This window comes from Salinicoccus carnicancri Crm (assembly GCF_000330705.1).
Classification (GTDB): domain Bacteria; phylum Bacillota; class Bacilli; order Staphylococcales; family Salinicoccaceae; genus Salinicoccus; species Salinicoccus carnicancri.
In genome coordinates, this window is the sequence record NZ_ANAM01000010.1 from 13286 (window position 1) to 33318 (window position 20033).

Annotated in this window: 20 protein-coding genes; 7 read left to right on the forward strand and 13 right to left on the reverse strand. The window is 50.2% G+C overall.

What is annotated here, in order from left to right; all coding sequences use genetic code 11:
* The first annotated feature begins 50 nt into the window (after window positions 1-50).
* The gene (locus C792_RS14525) at window positions 51-1232 is read left to right on the forward strand and encodes an acyl-CoA dehydrogenase family protein (RefSeq protein ID WP_017549797.1); all 1182 of its coding nucleotides are present in this window, start codon (window positions 51-53) and stop codon (window positions 1230-1232) included.
* 57 nt (window positions 1233-1289) lie between these two features.
* On the opposite strand, the gene C792_RS0112515 is transcribed toward C792_RS14525, so the two are convergent.
* From C792_RS0112515 to C792_RS0112550, 8 genes are all read right to left on the reverse strand, one after another.
* The gene (locus tag C792_RS0112515) at window positions 1290-2222 is read right to left on the reverse strand and encodes an IS3 family transposase (protein WP_017549798.1); all 933 of its coding nucleotides are present in this window, start codon (window positions 2220-2222) and stop codon (window positions 1290-1292) included.
* The gene (locus C792_RS0112520) at window positions 2194-2700 is read right to left on the reverse strand and encodes a helix-turn-helix domain-containing protein (RefSeq protein ID WP_017549799.1); all 507 of its coding nucleotides are present in this window, start codon (window positions 2698-2700) and stop codon (window positions 2194-2196) included. Before C792_RS0112520 ends, C792_RS0112515 begins: the two co-directional genes overlap by 29 nt.
* Window positions 2701-2831: 131 nt before the next feature.
* Window positions 2832-4115 carry a GntP family permease gene (locus tag C792_RS0112525; RefSeq protein ID WP_017549800.1) on the reverse strand — a complete coding sequence of 428 codons (1284 nt, stop codon included), beginning with the start codon at window positions 4113-4115 and terminating at the stop codon, window positions 2832-2834.
* Between the two features lie 15 nt (window positions 4116-4130).
* Window positions 4131-4907 (reverse strand): 3-hydroxybutyrate dehydrogenase, encoded by a 777-nt coding sequence (locus C792_RS0112530; RefSeq protein WP_017549801.1) that lies wholly within the window; start codon window positions 4905-4907, stop codon window positions 4131-4133.
* Between the two features lie 14 nt (window positions 4908-4921).
* Window positions 4922-5560: a 3-oxoacid CoA-transferase subunit B gene (locus C792_RS0112535; RefSeq protein WP_017549802.1), complete on the reverse strand. Its 639-nt coding sequence runs from the start codon at window positions 5558-5560 to the stop codon at window positions 4922-4924.
* Window positions 5560-6258, reverse strand: coding sequence for a CoA transferase subunit A (locus tag C792_RS0112540; RefSeq protein ID WP_017549803.1), 699 nt, complete (start codon window positions 6256-6258; stop codon window positions 5560-5562). The genes C792_RS0112535 and C792_RS0112540 overlap by 1 nt, the downstream gene beginning before the upstream one ends.
* A gap of 15 nt (window positions 6259-6273) precedes the next feature.
* Window positions 6274-7452, reverse strand: a complete 1179-nt coding sequence (locus C792_RS0112545; protein WP_017549804.1) for an acetyl-CoA C-acetyltransferase — start codon at window positions 7450-7452, stop codon at window positions 6274-6276.
* A 22-nt stretch (window positions 7453-7474) separates the two neighbouring features.
* Window positions 7475-8791: a short-chain fatty acid transporter gene (locus C792_RS0112550; protein ID WP_017549805.1), complete on the reverse strand. Its 1317-nt coding sequence runs from the start codon at window positions 8789-8791 to the stop codon at window positions 7475-7477.
* A gap of 233 nt (window positions 8792-9024) precedes the next feature.
* On the opposite strand from C792_RS0112550, the gene C792_RS0112555 reads away from it, so the two are divergent.
* A complete protein-coding gene (locus tag C792_RS0112555) occupies window positions 9025-10221 on the forward strand; it encodes an RNA polymerase factor sigma-54 (RefSeq protein WP_017549806.1) in 1197 nt (398 codons plus the stop codon).
* A 57-nt stretch (window positions 10222-10278) separates the two neighbouring features.
* Here the strand turns inward: C792_RS0112555 and C792_RS0112560 are convergent, their stop codons facing one another.
* From C792_RS0112560 to C792_RS0112580, 5 genes are read right to left on the reverse strand one after another with little or no spacing between them, the layout of a single operon-like run.
* Window positions 10279-11160 carry a dihydrodipicolinate synthase family protein gene (locus C792_RS0112560; protein WP_017549807.1) on the reverse strand — a complete coding sequence of 294 codons (882 nt, stop codon included), beginning with the start codon at window positions 11158-11160 and terminating at the stop codon, window positions 10279-10281.
* Window positions 11144-12604 carry a Na+/H+ antiporter NhaC gene (gene nhaC / locus C792_RS0112565; RefSeq protein ID WP_017549808.1) on the reverse strand — a complete coding sequence of 487 codons (1461 nt, stop codon included), beginning with the start codon at window positions 12602-12604 and terminating at the stop codon, window positions 11144-11146. Before nhaC ends, C792_RS0112560 begins: the two co-directional genes overlap by 17 nt.
* A 15-nt stretch (window positions 12605-12619) precedes the next feature.
* Window positions 12620-13366 (reverse strand): hypothetical protein, encoded by a 747-nt coding sequence (locus tag C792_RS0112570; RefSeq protein WP_017549809.1) that lies wholly within the window; start codon window positions 13364-13366, stop codon window positions 12620-12622.
* Window positions 13363-14379: a proline racemase family protein gene (locus C792_RS0112575; protein ID WP_017549810.1), complete on the reverse strand. Its 1017-nt coding sequence runs from the start codon at window positions 14377-14379 to the stop codon at window positions 13363-13365. The genes C792_RS0112570 and C792_RS0112575 overlap by 4 nt, the downstream gene beginning before the upstream one ends.
* Window positions 14376-15554: an NAD(P)/FAD-dependent oxidoreductase gene (locus tag C792_RS0112580; protein ID WP_017549811.1), complete on the reverse strand. Its 1179-nt coding sequence runs from the start codon at window positions 15552-15554 to the stop codon at window positions 14376-14378. The genes C792_RS0112575 and C792_RS0112580 overlap by 4 nt, the downstream gene beginning before the upstream one ends.
* Before the next feature lie 140 nt (window positions 15555-15694).
* On the opposite strand from C792_RS0112580, the gene C792_RS0112585 reads away from it, so the two are divergent.
* The 5 genes from C792_RS0112585 to C792_RS0112605 are packed head-to-tail and all read left to right on the forward strand — an operon-like array spanning window position 15695 to window position 20021.
* On the forward strand, window positions 15695-17059 hold the full coding sequence (locus tag C792_RS0112585) for a sigma-54 interaction domain-containing protein (RefSeq protein ID WP_017549812.1): 1365 nt from the start codon (window positions 15695-15697) through the stop codon (window positions 17057-17059).
* Window positions 17060-17111: 52 nt separating this feature from the next.
* A complete protein-coding gene (locus tag C792_RS0112590; RefSeq protein ID WP_017549813.1) occupies window positions 17112-17387 on the forward strand; it encodes a (2Fe-2S)-binding protein in 276 nt (91 codons plus the stop codon).
* Window positions 17384-17716, forward strand: a complete 333-nt coding sequence (locus tag C792_RS0112595; RefSeq protein WP_017549814.1) for a (2Fe-2S)-binding protein — start codon at window positions 17384-17386, stop codon at window positions 17714-17716. The genes C792_RS0112590 and C792_RS0112595 overlap by 4 nt, the downstream gene beginning before the upstream one ends.
* Entirely contained in the window at window positions 17709-18893 is a 1185-nt protein-coding gene (locus C792_RS0112600) for an NAD(P)/FAD-dependent oxidoreductase (RefSeq protein WP_017549815.1), read from the forward strand. Before C792_RS0112595 ends, C792_RS0112600 begins: the two co-directional genes overlap by 8 nt.
* 9 nt (window positions 18894-18902) lie before the next feature.
* Window positions 18903-20021, forward strand: a complete 1119-nt coding sequence (locus C792_RS0112605) for a M24 family metallopeptidase (RefSeq protein WP_017549816.1) — start codon at window positions 18903-18905, stop codon at window positions 20019-20021.
* The last annotated feature ends 12 nt before the right edge of the window (window positions 20022-20033 follow it).

The following is a 20033-nucleotide window of genomic DNA, read 5'->3' on the forward strand; positions in this document are numbered from 1 at the left end:
AATAGAATAATTCATAGTATAATTGTGGGTTTTTTGAGAGGAGTCATAATGTGGGTACATTACAGGAAATTGATATGAAAGAACGGCTGGAACTCATGGAGGAGACAGCCAGCAGATTCAGTGATACTTCGAGGGAGCATGATGAGAATGTCACCTTCCCCTTCGAGAATTTCGAAGCCTTGAAGAAAATCGGCTATCCGCAGGTGACCATCCCGAAAGAGTACGGCGGTGGCGGCATCTCTTTATGGGAAATGCTGAAACATCAGGAGATCATCGCCAAGTATGACGGGGCGACTGCCCTGTCGATCGGCTGGCATATGGGCATCATCATGGACCTTGGAGAGAAAAAGTCCTGGGATGAGGAAAAATACCGGAAAGTTGCGGAGGATGTGATTGAAAACGGGGCACTCATCAATAATCTTGCGACGGAACCCGCAACAGGGAGCCCGACCAGGGGGGGCAGACCTGAAACGTCCGCCCGGAAGGATGGCGGCAAATATATCCTCAATGGCAAAAAGACATTTGCCACACTGTCCCCCATCCTTAAATACGCTGTCGTCAGTGCCACCATCGAAGAGACGGGTGAAGTCGGAAATTTCGTCGTGGATACCGATCTCAAAGGCGTACATGTCGATGAAACATGGAACTCAGTCGCCATGCGGGCCTCCGGCAGCCATGATTTCATAATGGATGATGTCGAGGTGGAGGAAGAAGACCTCGTCTCCTTCAGGACACCCGGTAGGAAATCACCGGCGGGGTGGCTGCTGCACATACCGGTATGCTACCTCGGCATTGCACGCGCAGCACAGGAAGCTGCTGTGAGGTTTGCATCAGTCTATTCCCCCAACAGCATCAAAGGGACCATTTCCGAACTGCCCAATGTACAGGAAAAGCTCGGACGCATCGAACTGATGCTCCTCGAGGCGGAACACTTCCTTTACTCCGTAGCAAGGAAATGGGACGAAAGTGACGAAGATGCAAGGCAGCAGATGGGCGGCGAACTCGGTGCCGTCAAGACATCCATCGTCAATAAGGCGGTCGAAGCCGTCGATCTATCCATGAGAGTCGTCGGAGCGAAAAGCCTCTCTGCAGACAATGAACTTCAGCGGCACTACCGGAACGTCCGGGCAGGACTCCACAACCCGCCGATGGACGACATGGTCGTCATCGGCCTCGCCAAGGAGTCGATTGAGCGGATCAGGGACACGGAAAGAGAAGCGAGCGGTATATGATGCACGTAAATAACCTGGAAACGGAGATGAAGTGAACCCTAAAAGTTGAACTTTTGGTTAAGCCATTTTATTAAAGGTATGTCTTCTGTAATTCACAGGAGACATGCCTTTTAATTTTGTTTTAATTCTATCATGGTTATAAAAATCGATATATTGATGAATCGCAGACGCCAGTTCTGTATAGGTCGTGAACTGTTCGCCATAAAACATTTCCTGTTTAAGCAGCCCAAAGAAGTTCTCCATCGGTGAATTATCCAGACAATTTCCTTTTCTGGACATACTTTGGAAGGTCTTATTCCGCTTAAGGTATTTGACCCACTTTTTATGCTGATAGTGCCAGCCCTGATCCGAGTGGAGCGTCATTCGATAGTCCAATGCCGGTCGGTGTTCAATCAATTCTTTTAAAGGATCGATTGCGATGTCGAGCGTCGGGGAACGACTGATTTTATAAGTACATATCTCTCCGCTGAACGCATCCATGAACGGTGACAAGTAAAGCTTTTCTCCAGAGGCTGAAATGTTGAATTGAGTGACATCCGTCAATACTTTTTGATACGGGCGATCTGTTTTAAACCGGCGGCTCAGTGTGTTCTTAGCCACTTTACCGACTTTGCCTTTATATGACTTATATTGACGGTTTCTATGTTTAAATTTGACGCAAAGCAATTGATATTTCCGCATCAAACGCAGTACTTTCTTGTGATTCACGACAAACCCTCTATTTTTCAAGGCCAAACAGACCCGACGGTAGCCGTATCTTTCCTTACTTTCAGTCACAATTTCCTTGATGGATTGGACGATTTCAGTTTCTTTATGATCTTCCTCAGGCAACCGATCATTCCAGTACTTAAATACACTTTTAGCGATCTTTGCGGCCTCAAGCAGCTCTTTAAGCTGATAGAGACCGGTTTCCCTTAACTCTATTATCGCTCTAACTATTTCTTTGTTCGTTTGTCTCGAGCTAAGGATTGTAACTTTTTCCCAGGGCAATGGCGACCTCCAACTGACGTTTTTCTACCCTTAAACACGCCAGTTCTTCCCGTTCCGTTTCGTTCAATGGTGCCTTCTCATCTTGTTTCTTCTTGGATTGTTTCTGATTCATCGGTTTAGACGACCTGCCTTTCGGTTTGGTTTCTAAACCCAGAATACCATATTGGTTATACTTGCTCTGCCACTGTGCAATCAGTGAAGGATTGGGGATGTTAAATGCATTTGCCGTTTCCCTGTATGATAACTGGTGTTCTATACGGTACTGGAGGACATCGAGTTTAAATGATTTCGAATAGGTTGACCTTGTCATCCCAACTGTCATCCCTTGCACACCGTTTTGGTTAAATTGATTAATCCACGTTCTGAGTAATTTAGTATCTATTTTATACTTTTCCGATAATTTATCGTAACCCAGATTCCCTTTTAAATATTCATGAATCATCTTCAGCTTAAAATCTATTGCATGTTTTCTGTACATATAAAAGCACCCCTAAAGTTGAATTTTGGAGTTCAACTTTAGGGGTGCACCTCAAGAACCGTTTCCAGGTTATTTTCCATCTCTCCATTGAATCATAAAGGCACCCGGAAGATCGGATGCCAGCATACGAATTAGACAAGTCCGATCATGTTGAGCAGTATACATACTGCGATTGCGATGACGGGGATGACTATGGCCACAACGGCGATATCCGCGTAACTTTTCTTATGGGTCATCCCTGTAACTGCAAGCAGTGTCAGCACCGCACCGTTGTGGGGCAGAACATCCAGACCGCCAGATGACAGAGAGGCGATCCTGTGGAATGCCTCGACGCCGATTCCGCTGGTCTCCGCCGATTCCCTGAAATGTTCTCCCAGTGCTTCGAGCACAATCGCCATACCGCCTGAGGCGCTGCCGGTTGCCCCAGCAAGTATATTGACGGCGATGGCCTCGGAAATGAGCGGGCTGCCCTTGATGCCTGTCATGAGCTGCGTCAGGTCACCGAACCCTTCGACACTTTTGACGACAGTCCCGAAACCGACTGCCGCACAGGTGTTGATGATGGCGGTGATTGAACCGACCGCCCCTTCATTGATGGCATTAACGAATTTTTTGTATTTATGGATGTTGAATATAAGTATCAGCAGGATGCCGATGATCAGTGAAGTGATGATATGAAGGCCGAACACATTGAGCGCAACAAGCACTGCGATCAACGGAATGATTGACAGTACAATGTTCGGCAGCTTTTCATCCTGCGTTTCATCGACCTTGTCTGTCGGTTCATCGAACACTTCCCCCGCCGCCTTCAGTTTCCTTTCCCTGTATATCAGATACCAGTAACCGCCGAAAAACATGACTACGGCCGCGACGATACCCATCACAGGAGCCGCCATCGGTGTGGTCCCGAAATATTCCATCGGAATCAGGTTCTGTATCTGGGGTGTGCCCGGGATTGCGGTCATGGTGAATGTGAATGCACCCAGGGCCACCGTTGCCGGCATGAGCCGCCTCGGTATCTCCGCTTCCCTGAAGAGGGACAGAGCCAGTGGATAGATGGCGAATACGACGACGAAAAGGCTGACACCGCCGTAAGTCAGGACAGAGGCGGCGATGACGACGCCCAGTATCGCACGCTTGGTCCCGATCAGTTTGGTGATATTGACCGCCACGGAATTCGCCATGCCGGTCGCATCCATAAGTTTACCGAACACCGCCCCCAGCATGAACACCGGGAACCATGTTTTCGCAAAGTCCACGAAGCCTTGCATATAAGGTCCCGTATAGGCTTCAAGCAGATCGAGCCCGCCGGTGAGTGCAACGATTCCGGCGGCAATCGGTGCCACCCAGATGATCGACCACCCGAGATAGGCAAGTACAATGATCGTTAAAAGTCCAAGAAAAATACCCAGCAAAAGAATACCCCCTCGTTATTGGACAGTATATCCGCCGTCGATCAGGACGGCCTGGCCAGTAACTCCTTTCGCACTGTCGCTCGTCAGGAACATCGCATAGTCGGCGATTTCCCCGATTTCAATCAGCCGTTTCTGTGGAATCAGAGGGAACAGCACTTCTTCGATCACCTTGTCCGCTGCCACGCCCCTTGACTGGGCCAGGTCTTCCATCTGGCCGCGGACAAGCGGCGTGTCCACATAGCCCGGACAGATTGCATTGACCGTGATGCCATGTTCGGCCGCTTCCAGGGCTGCCACCTTCGTCAGGCCGATGACACCGTGCTTGGCACTGTTATATGCCGCTTTCCCGGCAAAACCGATGACGCCGTTGATGGAAGCCATGTTGAGAATCGTCCCGCTGCCCTGCTCTTTCATGATTGGCATCACGTGCTTCGTTCCGATGAACGGCGCCACAAGCATGATATCGATCATCTGCCTGAATTTATCCGTCGGGAACTCCTCTATATCCGACACATGCTGCAACCCTGCGTTATTGAACAGCACATCGATGCGCCCGTACTCCTCTTTCGTCCTGTCAATCAGATTCTCTATATCATCCTCACTGGTCACGTCAGCACGGATGCCCAGGCAGTCATACGCCTTTGCCTTCAGATCTTCGACGATTTCATCCAGCTTCTCCTGATTGATGTCGGACAGTACCACTTTCGCGCCATTCTTCAAAAACACTTTGCTGATCTCGAGCCCGAGCCCGCTCGCAGCCCCTGTAATTATTGTCACTTTATCCTTCACCATGCATATCTCCCTTCCTATAGAGCCACTTCGAATTCAGCTTCTGTTTTCTCTTTGACTTCTTCGACTGTTACACCGTCCTGCAGCTCCACGAGTTTCATGGTACCGCCCTCGAAATCGAACACTGCGAGATCAGTGATGAGGCGGTCCACCACCTGTTCCCCTGTAAGAGGCAGTTCGCACTCCTTCTTGATCTTCGCATCTCCGTGCTTATTGACATGGTCCATGATGACAACGACCTTCTTGGCACCTGCCACGAGATCCATGGCACCGCCCATGCCTTTTACCAGCACGCCGGGAATCATATAGTTTGCGAGATCCCCCGTTTTGGACACTTCCATCCCGCCGAGGATCGCAAGATCGATATGGCCGCCGCGGATCATGCCGAACGAATCGGCTGTATCGAAGAATGAAGCGCCCTTTGCCGCCGTCACCGTCTCCTTGCCGGCATTGATGAGATCCGGGTCCAGTTCATCTTCGGTGGGATAGGGACCGATGCCGAGCAGGCCGTTCTCCGACTGGAAATAAACATTTTCAACATCGTTCCGAATTTCATTGGCGACAAGTGTCGGCATGCCGATGCCCAGGTTGATGTTCATGTCACTTTTGATCTCCTGGCCGGCCCTTTTGATGATCCTGACTCTGTGCTCCTTCATTATGATTCCTCCTTGACAGTTCTCTTTTCGATGCGTTTTTCAAAATGTTCACCGACATATACATAATCGACATAGATGCCGGACAGATGGATGGCATCCGGATCCAGTTCCCCGACCTCAACGAGTTCTTCAACTTCGACAATCGTCGTCTTTGCCGCGGTTGCACACTGGGGATTGAAGTTCCTGGCCGTCTTATTGAAGATCAGGTTGCCGTATGTGTCAGCTTTCTGCGCCTTCACAAGGGCATAATCCCCGGTAATCGCCTCTTCCATGAGGTATTCCTCACCGCCGAACTCTTTCGTCTCCTTGCCTTCGGCCACTCTCGTGCCGACACCGGTCTTTGTATAGAATGCCGGAATCCCCGCACCGCCGGCCCTCATTTTTTCAGCCAGCGTACCCTGCGGCGTAAGGTCCACTTCCAGCTCCCCGTCGATGAACTGCTGCATGAAAGTCTTATTCTCCCCTACATAGGAAGAGACCATCTTCTTAACCTGCTTATCCTTCAGCAGGACTCCGAGTCCGAAGTCATCCACACCACAGTTGTTACTGACCACTGTCAGATCCTTCGTCCCCTTCTTCCTGACTTCCTCGATGGAATGTTCCGGTATGCCGCTCAGCCCGAAGCCTCCGACCAGCAGTGTCATCCCATCTTCCAGGCTTTTCAGCCCTTCACTCAGATCCTGTATTACTTTCGACATCAAAAATTCCTCCTTTTATTTGCTTACTGAAATCGCAATCCCCTGGCCTCCGCCGATGCACAGCGTGGCCAGTCCTTTTTGGCTGTCCCGCTTCTTCATCTCATGGAGCAGTGTCACGAGGATGCGTGCCCCCGAGGCACCTATCGGATGGCCGAGGGCGATTGCCCCGCCGTTCACATTGACGATATCCTGGTTGAAGCCAAGTTCCTGACCGACTGCGAGCGCCTGCGCGGCAAACGCTTCGTTCGCTTCGATGAGATCGTAATCCTCAAGCGGTGTCCCGACTTTTTTGATCATCGATTTCACCGCACCGACCGGGCCGATGCCCATGATGCTCGGATCGACACCGCTCGTGCCGAAACCGTCAATGTAGGCCATAATCCTGAGCCCCAGTTCCTTCGCCTTCTCCTCACTCATCACCAGCGTACATGCTGCACCGTCATTGATACCCGAGGAATTCCCCGCGGTCACACTGCCATCTTTTTTGAAGGCGGGCTTCAGATTCCCCAGTTTCCCGGCCGTGACGCCCTCCCTCGGAAACTCATCCGTGTCGAAGACGACAGGGTCTTTTTTATGCTGCGGAATTTCCACCGGCACGATCTCCTTTTCGAACCTTCCGGACCGGATGGCTTCAACCGCCTTGTTCTGGGACTGTGCCGACAGTTCATCCTGCGATTCACGGCCGATGTCATACCTGTCGCACAGGTTCTCGGCCGTAACCCCCATATGATACTGGTTGAATGTACAAGTAAGACCGTCGTAGAGCATGGAGTCCTTGAGGTTCTGGTCGCCCATCTTGAAACCGAAACGCCCGTTCTCAAGTAGCATCGGTGCCCGGGACATGTTCTCCATCCCGCCGGCCAGCACAATATCCGCATCCCCCAGCGCAATGGACTGGTAAGCCAGCTGGACACTCTTCAGGCCGGAACCGCAGACTTTATTGATGGTCGTTGCGGGGACAGAGGCCGGCAGGCCCGCACCTACCCCCGCAATCCTTGCCGGGTTCTGTCCGAGGCCGGCCTGGAGCACATTGCCCATGATGACCTCATCGACATCTTCCCCTTCTATCCCGTTCTCTTCGATAATGCTCCGTATCACCTTCGCTCCAAGATCGGTGGCCGAAATCCCCTTAAGACTTCCGCCAAACGCTCCTATTGCGGTACGACGTGCATCTGCAATCACTACTTTTTTCATGATTCTCCTCCTATTTGTAAATTTAGAATATGATCAACATTATCATTCCTATGATGAAACCTGATACGACAAGCGCCCAGACACAAAAGCCCATTATGTCCCTTGCCCTGAGCCCTGCGATCGCAAGCGCCGGCAGTGCCCAGAACGGCTGGATCATATTCGTCCAGGCATCTCCCCAGGCAATCGCCACCGCCATTTTGGACTGCTCGATCCCGAGCTCCATCGCAGCACCGATCATCACCGGTGCCTGGACCGCCCATTGTCCGCCGCCACTCGGCACGAAGAAGTTGACAACCCCGGCGCTCAGAAAAGCAAAGAGCGGGAACGTGACTTCATTGGACACGCTTACAAATATCTCTGTAATCTGTGACGCAAATCCCGATTCCACCATCATGCCCATCAGCCCGGCATAGAACGGGAACTGGATGAGTATCGGACCCACACCCCTGACCGCCTCGAACACCGCTTCGATGTAGTTTCTCGGCGTACCGTGCAGGATCAGTCCCGTGAACAGGAAGATAAAGTTCACGATGTTCAAATTGAGATCAAGGCCGTTCACAGAGAAATGGTAGATGACATAGACGATACCAATGGCACCGATAATATAATTCAGCACCCTGCTGTTTTCAAGCCGTTCGGCCGGCGTCATATTCTCAGGCTTCGGCTCCGGTCCCGGCTCGGCAAGCAGTTCGGGGTCGATTATGTACCTTTCCGATTTTTCCGGATGCATGAAATAGTTCAGGATCGGTATGGTCACGACCAGCAACGCCACGATCAGCAGGTTGCCGAAAGTGAACACCGTATCCGTTATCGGAATGATGCCGATCTGCTCCACAAACGGGTGGCCTTCAGTCGCCACAGTGAGAGGTATCGATCCAGAAAAACCTCCGTGCCATACCAGGAACCCCGAGTAGCCGCTGGCAATCAGCAGGCGGTAGTCCGTGTCATCCCTCTGGCGCGCAACCTCCTTGGCAAAGAGTACCCCGAGCACAAGCCCGAATCCCCAGTTGATGAAACAGGCCAGCGCCGCCACGACAGAAACAAGCACAATCGCCTGACCGGCCGTATTCGGAACGGACCCAAGCCTGGACAGCAGATTCTTAAACGGCGTACTCTTCGCCATCACATGCCCGGTCAACAGCACCATTGACATCTGGACGGTGAATTCCATGAGACTCCAGAAGCCCTCACCGAAAAACGATGTCATCTGGAGCGGCGAACTGCCGGTCGTGATCATGCTGAGCACAAAAACGACCAGACTCAGCAGAATGACGAAAATGAACGGATCCGGCAAATACTTCTCCATCAGCCGCGTGGATAATTTAGTTAAAGTTTTCATCTCTTCCCCCTTGTTTGATTTAAGCACATCTAAAAAGATATAGTTCTATAATAAAGTTATCATATTATCCTGGCATTGGAAACGATTACAACAATTGAAGTGGCCCTTTATTTCTTATGCTCTTTTTTACAATATGTAACGTTTTGTATAATCTGTTTAATAATATAGAATGTTTGACATGCCTGTGCTACTATGTATAAAACACTTCATACAGCGCAAAGGGGGCATTCAAAATGATAAATCTGGATACATTTGTTGCAAATGAACTCGGTATTTCATTGAATAATTTCATTTATAATTCCATCAGCGTTTTCAAGTACGACAGGCGTGAATTGAATGATTACATTATAAACAAATGTGATGAAAATCCGCTGGTCTACATAGATGAAGATAAACTTCCGCTCTCCGCCATCCCATCCAGAAGCGAAGACTCCCCGGGCATCCTCTCCGAACTGTCCACCCATTTCAACTGTACGCTCGATGACCGCAGGAGGGAAACAATGCAATTCATTCTGCATTCTCTGAGTCCATCCGGTTTTTTGGAAGCGCATCCAAATGAGGTTTCTGGCATCTCCGGTGCGCCTCCCGGAGAAGTAGATGAACTGCTGGAGCTGCTGAAAGCATACGAGGATAAGGGGATCGGATGCACAGATGTCTGTGATTTCCTGGCTTTTCAATTAAAAAATCAAGGTATATACGACAAAGGTCTATTCAGTTTATTCATGTCGAACCTTGAAGACATTAACAGGGGCAATCTTGATTTCCTCGGGGAGGCCGCCAGAAATGAACTGCTGGGATATGTGAAGCTTATCACTGAATCCTGCACCCTCTCTCCGATTGATGGAGGAGAAACCGAATATCTGGAACCGGATGCCACAATCTCCATCGACAGAAATACCTTCAATATCACCATCAACGATTACCTGTCTGACTGCATCACATTCGAACCCTTTGAAGTCCAGCCGGATGACAAGGATTTCAAAAAGAAGATGGAGAAATACAGGCAGGATTACGAGGAACTTTCTTCGATTCTGAATGCCAGAAAAATGTATCTGAGCAGTGTATTGACAATCATTGCGAACACACAGAAGTCATTTCTGCTGGGCGAGACAGATTTCCTCAATCCATTGGACCAGAATGATCTGGCCGATGCAACTTCCCTCAGCCCTGCTACAATCAGCAGGCTGCTCGCCAACAAATTCATCGCCACACCGAAAGGGAGCCTGCCGGTCAAATCCCTGTTGTCGAAGAAATGCTGCAACGGTGCCTCCGTCAGCTATGCGATGCACCTGATCCAAAGCTTTTCAGGATTTGAAAAAATGCCGGACAGTAAAATTTCAAGCAAACTCGGAGAACTTGGCGTGAATCTCTCCAGAAGGACCGTAAACAAATATAAAAATCAGATATTAAGCCAAAAATTAAAGGATTAGTCCAAGGGAACGGACTAATCCTTTCTCTATGTGATCGGGGATAAACAGCGTACATTGCTAATCCAGTTTTTCCATCAGGGACTTCAGCTGACTGACCTCGTCATCGGTGAGCCCCAGTCTCGGTTTACGGGACGGCCCGCCGGCCAGCCCTTTCAGATCCATCGCCTTTTTGACGATCTGGACGTATTTGCCGGAGTCCTCGAGGAATTCACACAGCGGCAGCAGATCTTTGTTGAGCGTTTTGGCTTCATCATACTTGCCCGCCTTCACCAGTTCATACAGCTGTGCCGCGCTGTTCGGGGCGATGTTGGCCGCCACCGACACCCAGCCGGTTGCCCCCTGTACGAAGGACTCAAATGCCAGGTCATCGGAACCGCAGAACAATACGAGATCCGTATTGTCGGCGACCGCCCGCACTTTGCGGATGTCCCCGCTCGACTCCTTGATGTACTGCACCTTGTCCAGCTCCCTGTCAATCCGGCAGATGGTTGCATCTTCCAGGTTCACGTTCGCAGTGAACGGGTTATTGTACATCATGAGCGGTTGGGTCACTACATCATTCACATCCTTGAACTGATGGAACGCCTCTTCCTCCGTCGGTGTCTGATAGAAGGAATTGATGAGCAGCAGCCCGTCCGCATGGTTGGCTTCGGCATGCCGGGCATACTCGATGACCTTGCTCGTCCGTTCGTCGGCAATGCCGACCAGAAGCGCGGTGTCCGTATCCTTCACCATCGGGCCGACCAGTTCCACGATCTTTTTCTTCTCCGCTTCATCCAGTGAGGCAAACTCACCGGTGCTGCCCACGATGACGATCCCCGCCGCCTGCTGATCCAGATAATACTGGACGTTCGCTTTCATGCCTTCGTAGTTGACGCTGTAATCCCCATGCATCGGTGTAATCAATACCGGGAACGCTCCTTCAAACTGTTTTTTCATAGATTTTGTATCCTCCATTTTCTTCATTATTTTCGTCATCCTCTTTATCACGTGCTTTTTCATATTCGTCTTTCTCCATTATGAACAAACCAAAATAACCGTAGATCAGCGAAATGATCATGACCAGGAACCCGTACCAGAAGAACGGCAGATAGGCAAGTGTCGCAACCCCCAGTGTAGTCGCCATGAATACACCGCCGTCAGACCATGGCACCATCGGGGTCGTCACGGTCCCACCGGCTTCGACATTTCTCGAGAGCAGTGTGCGGCTCACATTTTTGCGGTCGTAGTTCTCTTCGGTGATCTTGGAACCCGTAAGCAGTGACACATATGCTGCACCACCGAAGAATACGCCGAAGAACGATGCAAGCATTGTTGTGAGTGTCAAATTGCCGGTGTTATTCGCCCATCCGGCAAACAGGTTGCCGATTACTGTAAATGCACCGATCGCCTGCAAAAGACCACCCACGCCAAGTGCCAGGATGATCAGCAGGATCACTTCAAGCATGAATGTGATGCCACCGCGGTTAAGCAGACTGTCGATGAATGCAATACCGGTATTCTGCTCGCTTCCGGAATACAGCGTCTGTATCGCTTCAATGAAGGCATACCCCTGGAACCAGGCTGCCCACAGGCTGCCCAGCAGGGCACCGAAAAGTATCACAGGTACAGATGGCATCCTCAATATGAGCATTACTATGACTACGAGGGCAGGAATCAGCATCACCCATGATATTTCAAATGTTTCCTGGAGTCCCGCCATCGTATTCCGGGCAATGGAAAGATCCCCGCTGCCGTCATGGAATACGGCCCCGGCAATCCAGTACATGATTCCGGCGATTATAAAGGCAGGCACCGATACATATGACATCGACCGTATATGCCTGAACAGTTCCACTTTGGATAAGGATGCCGTCATTACAGTCGTATCCGACAACGGCGACATCTTGTCGCCTGTGTAACAGCCGGAGATGACCGCCCCGGCAACAAGCGCAGTCGGCAGACCGAAACTTTCTCCAATCCCCATCATCGCAATCCCTGCAGTTCCTGCGGCACCGAATGAAGTCCCCGTGGATATGGCAGTGATGGCGCATATGACCATTGCGGCCATCAGAAAGATGCTCGGACTGATGATGCTGAGTCCGTAGTAGATCATGGTCGGCACCACGCCGCCCGCAATCCAGGACCCGATCAGGGCACCAACCGCTATAAGTATCAAAATCGCACCCATTCCTTCGTAAATCCCTTTCAGCAATCCTTTCTCCATCTCAAGATAGCCATATCCCAGATACAGGCCAAATCCCATGATCATGAACCATACAGTGAGCAGTGCCAGCTGTATCGGCAATTCTAAAATGACTATGAAACCAAACATTATCACAACGAACAATCCGAGTATCGTGAGCAGAACCCCAAGACCCGGAAGTCTTTTCTCCCTTGTCATCTGAATCCCCCTTGCTTATTTAATGACAAAACCTTCCCTGTATATATCCGTGCTGTCGATGTAGAACTGTGAATTGGCAACCAGTTGATACCGATGTGGGAAGCTGCCATTTTGGATTTTGATATCCTCCCCGTTCAATGTCGTCATTCTTCCGCCGCAGGATATGCCATCCAGCAGCGAAACCACTTCAATTATCGGATAGGGCAGAATATCATTGCTTTCATTCGCGACTGTGTGTTTCCCATCGTTGTGCAAAACCAGATAATCGTAAGTTCCATCGTTCAGATTTTCAATTTCCTCCTTCATTCCAGTGATGTTCTGAATCTCCAGAATCATCCCGGTTGCTGCCAGTTTCAACCTTTTTCCATTCACAATATACAGACCACGGTCGTCAGCGACATCATACAACGGTGTCTCTTCAAGACCCTCGTGGTCATAAACCACCACTTCACCTTCAATGTCTACGGAGTAGCTGCCACGGACAGCTATCCTGCCCCTGTCGACCAGGGACGACAGGAAAGACTTCACCAGTATCCCCCGGTTCTCAATCCCGTTGGCCGAATCGATTGAAATTTCCAAGGAACCATTGTCATTCTCATGAAATGTCAACAGGTTCATGTATTTGCTCCCCCTCGGCTCATTCAACATCAGCTCCGCCACGTCAAAACCATCAGGCCCCGCCTCGAGTTCACTTCTTCCAACCACCCTCAGAACCTGACCGTATACGTGGATGTCATAACTGTTCACTGTTTTTACAATCATACTTCCACCTCCGCCAACTCCGGAATAAGAAGATAGCCTTCCTGCAGGGGATCGGAGCCGTTCATATAAAAGTCGTGCCGGGCCATGATCCATGCTGATCCGGTAATGGACACCTTGTTGAAAATGATGCCGTCCTCCTCCCTGGTGCTGAGGAGACGGGCCCTGAAAAGTGACCCTGTAATACTTTCATGGATAAAAGTCTCATCCCGGGAAATTCCCCCTTCTTTGTACAGAGTGGCGACTTTGGCACATGTCCCTGTACCGCACGGCGAGCGATCGATGCCGCCCGGCGGGACAATTACAGTATTTTTGACAACATCCCCCGCTTCGTAAAGCTCCATATGCGTGAGCTTATTTATGAATGGATATTCAGGGTGCCTGACTTCATGACAGCCGTTGATTGCGTCACGCACTGCCATCGCAGTTGCGACAATCTCCTCAGAATTGTCCGTATCAAGGGTGAGCCCCAGGTCGTCCGCTTTGATGATGCCGTAGAAGTTCCCGCCATATGCAATGTCACACTGCACATCACGTCCTTCGAAATGGACAGTCACTGTCTTCAGATGGAAAGACTCCGTACTGACGAATGTCACTTCTGAAACTTTTCCACCTTCCACTCTGCATTCCGCTTCAACGATGCCGGCAGGTGTATCGAGCACGACTGAAGTGATGGGTTCAACCGGCTCTACATAACCCATCTCAACCAGAGCCGTACAAGTGCCGATGGTATCGTGCCCACACATCGGGAGATAGCCCCCGGTCTCTATGAATATCACACTGTAGTCAGCCCCGGGGGCAAGCGGCGGAAGCAGGATTGTTCCACTCATGACATCATGGCCGCGCGGCGGATTCACCAGGAACTTCCTGATGTGGTCATGGTTCTCTTTCATGTCGAGCATCTTTTCCTGGATCGTATCACCGGCGAGCGCCGGCATCCCCGACAACACAGTCCGGGTCGGGTTGCCGCCCGTATGCGTATCCAGCGTTACAAACTGTTTGCTGTTCTGGTTCATGCGTGCACCTCCCTGAATCTGTTGATATCAAGCGGACTGATGTCATCTTCAAGCGTATCCGTCATCATCTGGGAAACCCAGAGGCCGGTTATTGCCGACAACCCTATGCCATCCCCTTCATGCCCCGCTGCAATGTAGAAGCCCGGCACCTTTGTTTCGGACAGGATGGGCAGATGATCCGGCGTCCACGGCCGCAGGCCGGCATAGCTGCGGATGATGTCCATGTCCTTCATCTGCGGGAAATACTCGATCGCCCGCCGGGCAATGAGCCGGATGATTTTATGATCCACCTTGGTATCGAACCCGGTAAATTCGCGGCTGCTCCCCAGCAGGAAATTCTGACTTTCGGTTGCCTCATGGACGAGTGCTATGCCGTAGTCGTTCATCTCCTCAGACGCTTCCCGCTCCCTGCCGAACTTCGTCATCAAGTATCCGAATTCCTGTATTTTGCGCGTTCCCATGAGTTCAGATCGTGATGCTACAAGAATATGGCCTTTCCTCGGCTTGATCGGTACATACAGGCCGAGCATGTCCGCCACTGCCGGTGCCTGGACACCGGCAGCATTGATGACCTTGCCGGCTTTAAATACGTCGCCATGGGAAGACACTTTGAAGTATCCCCCTCCCGCCCGTTCGACATCCGTCACCCGGGTGTGTTCGAATAGTGAAAAATCGTATTTCTTCGCCTGATGCACCAACGAAAAAGTGAGCATATACGGGTTAACCGTTGAATCGTTCGTACACTCGACCCCCCCGGTCAGATGCTCTGAAAAGTATCTGGAATCATTTTTCAAGTCTTCTTTCGTCAGTTTCCTGAAAAATTCCTGGCCCTCATTTTTGAAGTTGTGCAGGTCCGCCCATTCATATGCCTGTTCGAGCTCGTCCTCATTCGCACACAGGAAAATGCTGCCGGGATGGCGGAATTCGAATTTCATTTCCAGTTCATGGGAAAGCTCCTTGATCAGAGCCTGGCTTTTTATCGCCATCCGGCTGTCGAACCCCGGCTCTTTATCAATCAGCAGTACATTCCCGTCGCATTTGGAACTCGTACCTGAGGCGAGGGTGCCGGATTCCAGCAGCGCAACTTTCAGCCCTGTTTTCGCAGTATAGTAAGCGATGCTTGCCCCGATGATTCCCCCGCCTATGACCAATACATCATAAATATCTCTGTTCAATGAACCAGACCACCTCCTTCTATAAATCCCCAAGAAAAAAGAATGCCAGCTCTGAATACCTAAATTTTTAGAAAGTTTGCTTTACTTTGTAAAAATCCATATAATACTTATTAGTTATTTAACGAAAAGGGGACGTTAAAATGTTGGAGAAAGCCATTATTAAAGAATTGATCAACTTCCACAACCATTCATTCACGATTATCGATAAACAGGAGAATGTCATCTACTGGAGCGACAGGGCGGCAGAAATTTTCGGCATGAGCAATGAATATGTAATCGGCAAAAAGATCACCGAAGTCTTTAAAGAAGAGCACCTGGTCATGCTTGCCTCACTCAGGGAAAATAGGACAATCGTCAAAAAGCAGCATAAGGCGACGAACGATATATATGTAGATATAAAGTCCATGCCCATACTGATTGATGGTGAAATCGCAGGCGCCATCGTCTCCGAAGTCAATGTCACAGAACAGAAGCGGCAGCAGGAACAGATTGAAACGCTGAAGAATAAAGTAAGCGTGCTCTCCGACAACATGAAAAAGCTGAAAAGCAGCAATTTCAGGAATATCATATATAAGAGCTCTGTCATGGAGCACGTCAAAACCCGGATTGAAAAAGCGGCAAAGACAAATGCAAATATACTCATTACCGGAGAAACCGGCGTAGGCAAGGAACTATTCGCCAAATCCATCCATGACACAAGCGATGTATCAGGGGAATTCATCCCGATCAACTGCGGTGCCATCCCAGGCCACCTGTTTGAATCAGAGCTTTTCGGCTATGAAAAAGGGGCATTCACCGGTGCAAACCGGGAAGGCAACAGAGGAAAGATCGAACTTGCTGAGAACGGGACCCTGTTCCTGGATGAGATGGGGGACATGCCGCTTGATATGCAGGTGAAATTCCTCAGGGTGCTTCAGGAAAAACGGTACTTCAAACTCGGCGGCAACAAGGAGAAGTCAGCCAACTTCAGGCTCGTCTCGGCCACCAACAGGAAGATTTCCGACCTTCTGGCATCCGACGATTTCAGGTCGGACCTGCTGTACAGGATCAATGTCGTCAACATCCACGTACCGCCTCTCAGAGAGCGGCCCGATGACATAGAATCACTGTTCTTCTACTACCTCTACAGCCTGTCTGAGAAGTATGGGACCAGTGTCAAATACGCCAACCAGCAGCTCATCAACCGTTTGAAGGCATATCATTGGCCGGGCAATGTCAGAGAACTCATCAACGTCATCGAAAGGCTGGTCATCTTCTCAAACGATGAAGCGCTGAACAACGAAATTTTCGACCAGTATTTGACCGAGGTCGGCGAGGATGCAAAGCAGCCTTCCCTCCCCTCCATCGATGAAGAACTAGAACTCAAGGATTATGTTGAGAAAGTGGAGGCGGATTATATCCGTCATGTCCTCGAGGACAATGGCCAGAACATCGAAAAGGCGAGCAGATCACTCGGCATCAGCCGCCCCACCCTCTATGCCAAAGTTAAGAGATTCGGTCTGTAGCTGGCATCTTTTTTTCTTGGCTGTTGATAAAAGGGGAAAGGAGGGCTCCCATATGAAGCAGGAAGATGATTTCGTCGTGTGCCGATGTGAAAACGTCTATTATTCGGAGCTTTTGAATATAATGGAGAATGGAGCGAACAATTCCAGGGAACTCAAATTGAAGTCGCGGGCAGGCATGGGGTTCTGCGCTTCCCGTACATGCGGGCCGCTGCTTGAAAGACTGACCGGCGACCAGCATGAAGATTCACCAGGTTATATCCATCTGAAATCACAGCCGCCGATCCGGACCATCTCGATGAAAGAACTCTCAGGGGAGGGCGACACATGACTGACAGGATAATGAACCATAAAATACTCGGCACCATCCAGCCCGAACTCGTCCCTTTCAGGTGGAATGGGGAAATCATTCATGGCGCAGAAGGAGAAAGCCTCGCAGCCGCACTGCTCGCAAATGGCATAAGGACACTCAGGAGACATGAAAAAGATGGGAAACCAAGGGGCATCTACTGCAACATCGGCCACTGCTCAGAGTGCCGCGTCACTGTAAATGGGGAAAGGAACCAGAGGGCATGCCTCACCCCCGTTGAAAAAGGGATGGATGTCGAACAGCAGACAGAACTTCCCCATCTGGTGAAAGGTGATGACGCACATGTTTGATACGATAATCATCGGCGCGGGGCCGGCCGGACTCAGCGCCGCCGGAATACTGCAGGAAAAACAGAAGGTTCTGGTCCTCGATGAATACTTCCATGCAGGGGGCAGACTTCTCGGACAGCTCTACGAAGAGAAAAAGGGAAAATGGTGGAACGGGCTGGAGATTGCCCGGAAGCTGGTCAGCGACACTCAGGATAAGACTGAAATCCGCCTGAGTACATCCGTATATGATGTCGAGTTGGATGACACCTATACTGTCCATACGACATCAGGCACCTTCAGATCCAGACACCTGATCATCGCCACCGGATCCCGGGAAAAGTCCAACCCTCTTCCAGAGTGGGATCTTCCAGGCGTAATGACGGTCGGCGCCGCCCAGGTGCTCACCAATTTCAGCCGCGTCAGGCCGGGGGACAAGGGGGTCATCGTCGGCATCAATCCATTGTCCATGGTCATCGCGATGGAGCTCGGCTATGCAGACATCGATGTCGCTAAAATATGTCTTCCCCCGGAAAACCTGCTCAGCACCCAGAAGCCCGAAGACGCCTTCGAAACACTCGTGTCACTTGGACATTCAGCCCCTTCCAGGTTCATTTCAACCGGGGCAGGATTGGCAGGAAAAGCAAAACCCATTCACCCCGCAGCACTAAAGCTGTTCCCAAAGAATGGAATCAGGGCCATGGGGCTCCCGATTTCCATCAAGGAGAAGATCATACGGATAAACGGCACGGAAAAGGTAGAATCCGTCACCGTCCAGAAGACCGATTCCAAAGGAAAGCCATTGAACGGCAAGACCAGGGAAGTAAAGTGCGACTTCGTGTGCATATCAGACGGACTCGCGCCGCTCAGTGAGATCGGCTCCCTTTTGAACCTCAAACATGTGTATGCAGAAAGCCTTGGCGGCTACGTCCCTCTCCACAGCGAAATGATGGAGACCGAGCTTCCAAACCTCTACGTCGCCGGAAACGTCACCGGCATAGAAAATGCCAAAGTCGCAATGTATCAGGGGCAGCTCGCCGCCCATAAAATACTCGGCGACGAAGATGCAGCCATGCGCTCATTATCAGCCATCACACATGAAAGGAAAAACGCAAAAGTGAAGTTCCACAAAGATCTTTTGCAGGGACGGGAAACAGTAGAGACAATGTGGAGGGAGATTGAAAAAAGAAAGGCGGAATGAATTGACCATATGTCTATCAATTACTCTGAAAGAATCAAAGCATTGACCAACCATCCGAGTCTTGAAAATATAGAAGTTATTGTAATCACCGACCCCTCAAACATCTATTATATGACAGGGTTCTATGCAGATCCCCATGAGCGGTACATGTCACTTTTCATCGATACGGAAAATGAAGAGACTTACCTTTTCCTGCCGGCTCTGGACAAGGAAATTGCTGCAGATATCGCCAAAGTGGACAACATCATCCCCGTATCTGATGAACAGAATCCTTTCACAATCATCAGGGAAGCATTGAAAGGCATGCCGGATATAATAGGTATTGAAATGAATACAGTGACTGTCTCACATCACAATGGATTAAAGGATATCTTCTTGGGTGCTGAATTCGCCGACATCCAGCCGGCTATCGATCACCTGAGGACTTTCAAGAGCCGGGAAGAGATAGATGGTTTGAAGGAAGCAGTGAATATCATCGAAACCGTACTCGAAGAAGGCCTCAAAACAATCAAAGAAGGAATGACAGAAGCGGATCTCGTGGCTGAGTTCGAGTATCTGATGAAGAAACACGGTGCAGCCGGACCCTCGTTTTCTACCATGGTACTCGCCGGGGAGAAAGCAGCCCTGCCCCATGGCACACCCGGGGACAGGAAGCTTACGAACGGAGACTTCCTGCTCATCGATTTCGGTGTCATCACCCACGACAGATATTGTTCAGACATCACACGGACATTCACTATCGGAGAACCATCCGAAAAACAAAAAGAGATATACAACATCGTCAGAGCATCCACGCAGGCAGGTGTCGATGCAGTCAGGGCCGGTGTGCCACTGAAAGAATTCGATATTGCTGCAAGGAATGTCATCGAAGAGAATTGCTACGGTGAATACTTCAACAACCGTGTCGGTCATGGGCTCGGCATCGAAGTCCACGAATCACCATCCATCCATCATCTCAATGAAGACATCGCCCAAAAAGGCATGCTGTTCACCATAGAACCCGGCATCTATATACCCGGTTATGGCGGTGTCCGCATCGAAGAGGAAGTCTATATCAACGAAGATGGTGAAGCTGAAGTACTGACCTCGTTCCCGAGGGAACTTAGGCACATAAACTTAAAAAACTAGCGCTCATACAGA